Source organism: Streptomyces sp. NPDC029674 (genome assembly GCF_044903205.1).
Taxonomy (GTDB): Bacteria; Actinomycetota; Actinomycetes; order Streptomycetales; family Streptomycetaceae; genus Streptomyces.
On sequence record NZ_JBJDPY010000003.1, the window covers coordinates 282,802 to 289,954 of the forward strand.

A 7,153-nucleotide genomic window follows, 5' to 3' on the forward strand; every position below is an offset into this window, starting at 1 on the left:
GACCCGACGGTTCCGTAGGTCCCCCCAGGTGTAGGAGTCCCGGTGACGCAGCAGAGCGGTCAGGGCGCTGCTTCTTCCGATCCGCAGCAGCGGCCCGCCCACGAGGGCGTAGTGCTGCCCGCGGACGGCGGCGAGCCACTGTTCCCCTCCACCGCGGGCCGCCACAGCGCCCCCGCGGGCGGCACCCCCTGGGACCACCCCTGGGGCCCCGACCAGCCGACCTCCCCGCCCCTTCCCCCGGAGGGCGGCCCCGACACCTCGTACGGAGGCCCGCAGCAGGGGCAGGGCGGACAGGGCTCGGGGTACGGCGCGCCGCAGCCGGGGCAGGGGCCGGGGTACGGCTATCCGCAGGGTGGGCAGGGGCCCGCCGGGTACGGCGGCCCGCAGCCCGGGCAGGGGCCCGGGTACGGCTACCCGCAGCCGGGAGCGGGCGCTCCGGAACCCGGGTACGGCTACCTGCAGGCGGGTCAGGGCTACGGCTACCCGCAGGCGGGAGCGGGAACTTCGCAGCCCGGCTACGGCTACCCGCAGCAGGGACACGGCGATCAGCAACCCGGGTACGGCGCGTCGCAGGCGGGCCCGGGAGCGCAGCAGCCGGAATACGGCACCCCGCAGCCGGGGCACGCCGCTGCGCAGGCGGGCCTGGGCGCCTCACAGCCGAGACCCGGCACCTCCCAGCCGGGGCACGCCGCCTCGCAGCCGGGACACGGCTCCTCGCAGCCGGGCGCGGGCGCCCCGCAGCCGGGACAGGGGACGCCGCAGGCGGGGCATGCCGCTTCGCAGCCGGGTTACGGCTATCCGCCGTCGGGCCAGAGCGCTCCGCAGCCGGGCCAGGGAACGTCCCAGGCGGGGCATGCGGCTTCGCAGCCGGGTTACGGCTATCCGCCGTCGGGCCAGAGTGCCCCGCAGTCGGGGCAGGGAACGTCCCAGGCAGGGCAGGCTGCTCCGCAGCCCGGTTACGGCTATCCGCAGTCGGGACAGGGCACGTCCCAGGCGGGGCACGCCGCTCCGCAGCCCGGCTACGGTTACCCGCCGTCGGGCCAGAGTGCCCCGCAGCCGGGACACGCCGCTCAGCAGCCGGGCTACGGCACCCCTCAGCCGGGGCACGCCGCTTCGCAGGCGGGGCTGGGCGCTTCGCAGTCGGCACGCGACACCTCCCAGCCGGGGCACGCCGCCTCGCAGCCGGGACACGGCACTTCTCAGCCGGGCGCTGGCCTGCCGCAGCCGAACGCGGGCGCTCCGCAGCCGGGCTACGGCTACCCGCCGTCGGGCCAGAGCGCCCCGCAGCCGGGATACGACACTTCTCAGCCGGGCGCTGGCTTCCCGCAGCCGGGCTACGGCTATCCGCCGTCGGGCCAGAGCGCCCCACAGCCCGGACACGGCACTCCTCAGCCGGGCCCAGGCCAGCCGGGACACGCCGCCCCGCAGCCAGGACACGGCACTCCTCAGTCGGCCCCGGGCCTGCCGCAGCCGAGCCAGGACGCGCAGCAGCCCGGCTACGGCTACCCGCAGCCAGGCCACGGTGCCTCCCAGCCAGGCCACGGTGCCTCCCAGCCGGGCCACCGTGCCCCCCAGCCGGGACAGGGCGCCCACGCGGGACACGGCGCCCCTCAGCCGGGGCAGGGCAACGCCCAGCCCGGGCTTCCCGCTCCCTACGGCCAGCCGAACCAGCAACCCCAGTCCGGACTCCCCGCCCCCTACAGCCGGCCGGACCAAGCCGCGCCGGGGCAGGGCGCACACCGGGCGCAGCAGGCGCACGGTGCTCATTCCGGGCAGCCGGAGTCGGGGGCGGAGTCGCAGCCGTCGACGCGGCAGTCGAGGCACGGTGCGCACGCCGCGCCGTCGCCGGGTGCCCAACCGTTGCCGCCCGCCACCGACGCCCCCCGCAGCATGCCGTTGCCGCCCGTCGCCGCGCCGGGGGCGGCGTCCGACAGTGAGGCCACGCAGTTCATCGCTCCCGTTGATGAGGGGGCCACGCAGTACATACCCCCGGTGGGACCCGGTGCGCTGCCGCCCGAGGCTCCCGCCGCCGATGCCACGCAGTTTCTCGGCCGTGCTCCCAGCGGGGGCGTGTCCGACAGTGATCCCACTCAGTTCATCGCGCCGGTTCCGGCGGACGCCGGCGCGCCGCCCGAGCCGTCCGGTGCCCCGTACGGCATCCGGCCCGGCGCCCCGGGCGACCGGCAGCCGCCCGCCGAGTTCGACAGTCTCTTCCGGACGGAGTCGGAGGAGGCAGGGCCTGCGTCGACGCAGCAGATGCCGCGTGTGGACGCGTCGGGCCCCGCACCGGCCCCCGCCCCCGCCGCCACCGGCGGAGGCCGCCGCAACCGCACCGGGTCCAAGGTTCCGCTCATCGCCGCCGTCGGCGTGGGCATCGCCCTGCTCGGCGTCGGCGCGGGCGCGCTGCTCAGCTCGGGAGGGGGCGATGAGGAGAAGGACGACGGCAAGCCCGTCTCCGCCTCCGCGGAGCCCGACGAGCGGCCCTCGCCGACCGCCGATCCCGTGAAGGACCAGGCCGTCGCCCTGGACAAGCTGCTCGCCGACAGCAACAACAGCCGTGACACGGTCATCGCCGCCGTACGCAACGTGGGGAAGTGCCAGAACCTCAGCCAGTCGGCGAAGGACCTGCGCGGTGCGGCCAGGCAGCGCAACGGGCTCGTGACGCGGCTCGCAGCCCTGAAGGTCGACAAGCTTCCGGCCAACGACCAGCTGACCGCCTCCCTCAACAAGGCGTGGAAGGCCTCCGCCGCGGCGGACAACCACTACGCCGCGTGGGCGGACCAGGTGGCGGGCAAGAAGGGGTGCAGGAAGGGCCACGCCCGCAACACCTCGCAGACCGCCGCGGGCAACCGGCAGAGCGGCGCGGCGACGACGGCCAAGGAGCAGGCCGCCAACCACTGGAACGCGATCGCGCGGAAGTACGGCCTGACCGAGCGCACCAAGACCCAGCTCTAGCGCGTCGAGTACGCGCTACGTCGTCTGCTCCAGGGTCTTTTCGACGTTCACGAATCCCTCGCGGGCCGGGACGAGCCGCCCGTCCCGCACCACCTGGAACGTGACGCCCGAGTTGATCAGGCGCGGATACTCGCTGGCCGCGAGCAGGTCCTCGAAGCGCCAGCTCAGCGGCGGCGTCAGCCCGCCCGTCTCGACGCGCAGGCCGCCGTCGAGGGCGCGGCGCAGCGTGCGGGACGACACCTCGCCGCCGTCGAGCGACTCGACGGCCTGCTTCAGGACGGTGTACGCGATCCACGTCGTCTGGACGCCCGCGTCCGCCGGGTCGACCCGGTTGTCGCCGAACGCCTGCTCGCGGATGACGTCCCGCATCTTGTCCCACCTGGCGTCGCCCGCCGCCGGGTACCAGCCGGTGACGTACGCCCCTTCGTAGGGGCCGTTCGCGCCGCCGGTGCGGTCGATGAGGGACTGGTCGACGCTGCCGAGCACGGAGGAGATCCGTACCGGCGGATAGTCGTCCTTGGTGCGCCGGAACGAGTCGTAGAACGTGTCCGTGCGCGCGCCGAGCGCGGCCGTCACACAGCCGTCGGAGGCGCCCGCGTCCTTCAGGGCGCGCTCGGCCTGCGGGGTGAGGTCGGTGCCGTCCTCGGGGGCGCGGATGTCGGAGACCGGCTTGTGGTGGCCGTCGGCGAGGCCCTGGTTGAGGAGTTTGGGGAGCTCGTCGCCGGCGAGGGTGTCGGGGCGGACGAGGGAGACACGCTCGCAGCGGGCGGCGAGCTGCCGGCCGTTGCCCGCGAGGAGAGCCGGTTCGCCGCCGTTGACGGGGTACGAGAGCGGGCTGCTGAACTCGTCGTCGGTGATGCCGTAGCCGCCGATGTAGGGGATGCCGGCGACTTCGAGCGGGCCGAGGAAGGAGCGGCCGTGCTGGCTGTACGCGCCGACGACCGCCACCACGTCGTTCTCGACGGCCTCGCGCGCGCAGTTCGCGGCGCCGACCGAGTCGTTGTGGTCGTTGCAGGTGAGGACCTTCAGCTCACGGCCGCCGATGCCGCCGTGGGCGTTGACCCAGCGGGCGTAGGCCTGCGCCATGGCGGGCACGCCGGGCTTGTTGGTGGCCTTGGTCTTCTCGGGGGCCCAGGTCATGACGGTGATGGGGTCGTCCCCGGAACCCCCCGTGGTTCCAGGGATGACCCCGCAACCGGTTATCAGGGACGTACACGCCGCCACAGCGGCCGCGGAGAGTGCTGCGGTTCGGGAGGGGCGGGGGAGGAAGGTGCGTCGCCAGCCGGTCATGTCCCTGCACGATTCCGTGACGTGGCCAACCTTGGAGTGACTCGTTCTCAACGGACAGTGACATGACGGTGAACGGGCGGGGTCCGATTCGCGTGCGCGCGGTGGGAACGTACGATCCATGACCGTGCAAGGTTCGGAGAAGTCTTCCCGTCGCGGCCGTCGCTCCAGCACCATGGGTGGCATGCCGACCAACGACATGCCGTGGTGGCGCTGGCGCAGCAACGTGCGCTCGGCGCTGCACATGCTCTCCGACCCCGCGTTCCAGCGGGAGTGCTGGCTCGCGGGGCGTGACGAGTACGGGGACGTGACCGACGCCGTGTACCGGCTGGTCGAGGACACGTGGCTGGACAACTGGTCCGCGGAGAAATACGTGGGCACGATCTTCCGGGACCCGCAGGAGGCGGCCCTCGTCGACACGGCCGTCCTGCGCGTCCTGCGGATCATGCACGAGGTCGGGCCCGACGCGCTGGTCTCCGTCTATCTGGAGCACCCGGGCTGGCCCGAGGCGGTCCGTGCCGCGCGCGACGCGCACGTCCGGCTCGCGGCGGGCGACGGGGAGGACCCGGACGTACCGCCGCAGACGCTCGAAGTGCTGCGGATCATGACGCGGTCCGCCTGACGGCACGGGCCCGGCCGGCCCGGCACGGCTCCGTCCGACCCGCGGGACGATTGCCGTCCGCGGTCCCCGCTGTGGGAACCTTGGCCGCATGAACGAGCAGTCCACCGCCACCGCCCCCGCTGAGCAGTACGTCCTCACCCTCTCCTGCCCCGACAAGCAGGGCATCGTGCACGCCGTGTCGAGCTATCTCTTCATGACCGGCTGCAACATCGAGGACAGTCAGCAGTTCGGCGACCACGACACCGGTCTGTTCTTCATGCGCGTGCACTTCTCGGCCGAGGCCCCGGTGACCGTCGACAAGCTGCGGGCGAGCTTCGCCGCGATCGGCGACTCCTTCCACATGGACTGGCAGATCCACCGCGCCGAGGACAAGATGCGGGTCGTCCTGCTCGTGTCGAAGTTCGGCCACTGCCTGAACGACCTGCTGTTCCGGTCCCGGATCGGCGCGCTGCCGGTGGAGATCGCCGCGGTCGTCTCCAACCACACGGACTTCGCCGAGCTCGTCGCCTCGTACAACGTCCCCTTCCACCACATCCCGGTGACCAGGGACACCAAGCCGCAGGCCGAGGCGCGGCTGCTGGAGATCGTGCGCGAGGAGGACGTGGAGCTGGTCGTCCTCGCCCGCTACATGCAGGTGCTCTCGGACGACCTGTGCAAGGAGCTCAGCGGGCGGATCATCAACATCCACCACTCCTTCCTGCCGAGCTTCAAGGGCGCGAAGCCGTACCACCAGGCGCACGCCCGCGGTGTGAAGCTGATCGGCGCGACCGCGCACTACGTGACGGCCGACCTCGACGAGGGGCCGATCATCGAGCAGGAGGTCGAGCGCGTCGGCCACGACGTCACCCCCGACCAGCTGGTCGCGGTCGGCCGTGACGTGGAGTGCCAGGCCCTTGCGCGGGCCGTGAAGTGGCACGCGGAGCGCAGGATCCTGCTGAACGGCCGCCGCACGGTCGTCTTCGCGTAACCCTTCCTGTCCGGCCGCGCTACATCCGGCTCAGCGAGGCCGCCGCGAACAGTACGTCGCGGATCGCCTCGCGGTCGCCGTCCTGGCCCGCGGCCGCCTCCTCCGGTGAGACGTGGCCCGCGGCGAGGCGGCAGAACTCGACGCCGTCCAGCGCCACATGGGCCACCTCGTGCTCACGCGACCCGGTCGCCGCGGGGGAGTCGAGCGGGATGAGCCACTCGCCGCCGCCGAGCCCCTCGATCTCCAGGCGCAGGCTGCGGCCCGGCGCGCCCGCCGCGACCAGGTGGCGGGGCGGCGTCGCGAGCCCGGAGCGGCGGCGCTCGGCGAGGGTGCCGGGGAGCATGCGGGCGGCGAGGTCGATCATGTGGTGGAGGTGCCGGGGCGCGGGCGGCGCGTACGGATAGTCCACGGCGTCGGCGATGTCGCCCGCGTGGATCCAGCACTCGAAGGCGCGGTCCACCATCGAGTCGCGCAGCGGCAGCTCGACGGTCTGCGGCCCGGGTCCGGCGCCGCTGTCCGGGGCTGCGACCGCCCCGTACGGCACCGGGAGCCGCCCCGAGCCCCCGCCCGCGAACGACACCGTCCGGATCAGCTCGTGCGTCTGGTCGCGCCAGGGGGTGCGCACCGCGCGCGTGGGCGGGAAGTACGAGGCGCGCCAGTACGCCTCGGTGCGGTGGGCCGGGTCCCGCGGAACCCTGACCTCGGGACCGAGCGGGTCGTCGAGGCCGAGGGCGAGTCCGACCATGCCGTCGACCGCGAGGAGGTGCGCGATGACGCCGGCCACGGTGGTCTTCCTGCTGACCGGGCCGTCCTCCTCGAACCAGCGCAGCCGTACGGGCGCGTGCCACTCGGCGTCGCCGATGTCCTGGAGGAGGGCGTCGAGGCGGGCGGTCTCCGCGTCGTACGGAACGGCCCATTCCGGCACCGGGATGCGGGGCGGGCGGCGGCCGAGGCAGCTCTCCAGGACGCGGGTGCGCAGGCCCGGGTCGAGGTCGAGGCTCTCCTCGGGGTGCAGCAGGCCGACGGCGTCCCGCAGGCGCAGGGCCTCTTCGGCGCAGGGGCCGCAGTCGCCGAGGTGCTCCTCGACGGCGGTGGCCTCCTCCGCGGAGCAGGCGGCGAGCGCCCAGGCGCCGAGCAGGGACTTCAGGACGCGGTGCTCCAGGACGAGCGGCGCGGGCCCCGGCGGCGGCTCGGGCGGATCTGCCAGGTCGGGCAGGGGCTGTCCGGTGTCCTCTATGGAGGCGCGCGGTGTCGGTATGCGCGGCGCGGTGCCGTCGGGCCCGGTGCGGTCGGGTTCGGTGCGGTCGGGCTCGTCGTGGGGC

5 protein-coding genes are annotated in these 7,153 nt (G+C 74.0%); 3 read left to right on the forward strand and 2 right to left on the reverse strand.

Translation table 11 applies throughout. The features are described from left to right. Positions 1-42 precede the first annotated feature (42 nt). Positions 43-2,955 (forward strand): hypothetical protein, encoded by a 2,913-nt coding sequence (locus ACI2L3_RS08725; RefSeq protein WP_404751589.1) that lies wholly within the window; start codon positions 43-45, stop codon positions 2,953-2,955. 15 nt (positions 2,956-2,970) lie between these two features. Here ACI2L3_RS08725 and ACI2L3_RS08730 read toward each other — a convergent pair whose 3' ends face one another. After that, a complete protein-coding gene (locus tag ACI2L3_RS08730; RefSeq protein WP_404751590.1) occupies positions 2,971-4,245 on the reverse strand; it encodes an ABC transporter substrate-binding protein in 1,275 nt (424 codons plus the stop codon). A gap of 118 nt (positions 4,246-4,363) precedes the next feature. Between ACI2L3_RS08730 and ACI2L3_RS08735 the strand changes: the two genes are divergently transcribed. Both ACI2L3_RS08735 and purU read left to right on the forward strand, forming a co-directional pair. Beyond that, positions 4,364-4,864 (forward strand): hypothetical protein, encoded by a 501-nt coding sequence (locus ACI2L3_RS08735; protein WP_404751591.1) that lies wholly within the window; start codon positions 4,364-4,366, stop codon positions 4,862-4,864. A gap of 88 nt (positions 4,865-4,952) precedes the next feature. After that, a complete protein-coding gene (purU, locus tag ACI2L3_RS08740; RefSeq protein WP_404751592.1) occupies positions 4,953-5,831 on the forward strand; it encodes a formyltetrahydrofolate deformylase in 879 nt (292 codons plus the stop codon). A 19-nt stretch (positions 5,832-5,850) separates the two neighbouring features. Here the strand turns inward: purU and ACI2L3_RS08745 are convergent. Continuing rightward, on the reverse strand, positions 5,851-7,153 hold a 1,303-nt coding region (locus ACI2L3_RS08745), incomplete at its 5' end, for a zf-HC2 domain-containing protein (RefSeq protein ID WP_404751593.1).

Bases quoted from the DNA above. Each gene is read 5' to 3' on its own strand.
- purU (WP_404751592.1), top strand. From the start codon at position 4,953: ATGAACGAGCAGTCCACCGCCACCGCCCCCGCTGAGCAGTACGTCCTC.
- ACI2L3_RS08730 (WP_404751590.1), bottom strand. From the start codon at position 4,245: ATGACCGGCTGGCGACGCACCTTCCTCCCCCGCCCCTCCCGAACCGCA.
- ACI2L3_RS08735 (WP_404751591.1), top strand. From the start codon at position 4,364: ATGACCGTGCAAGGTTCGGAGAAGTCTTCCCGTCGCGGCCGTCGCTCC.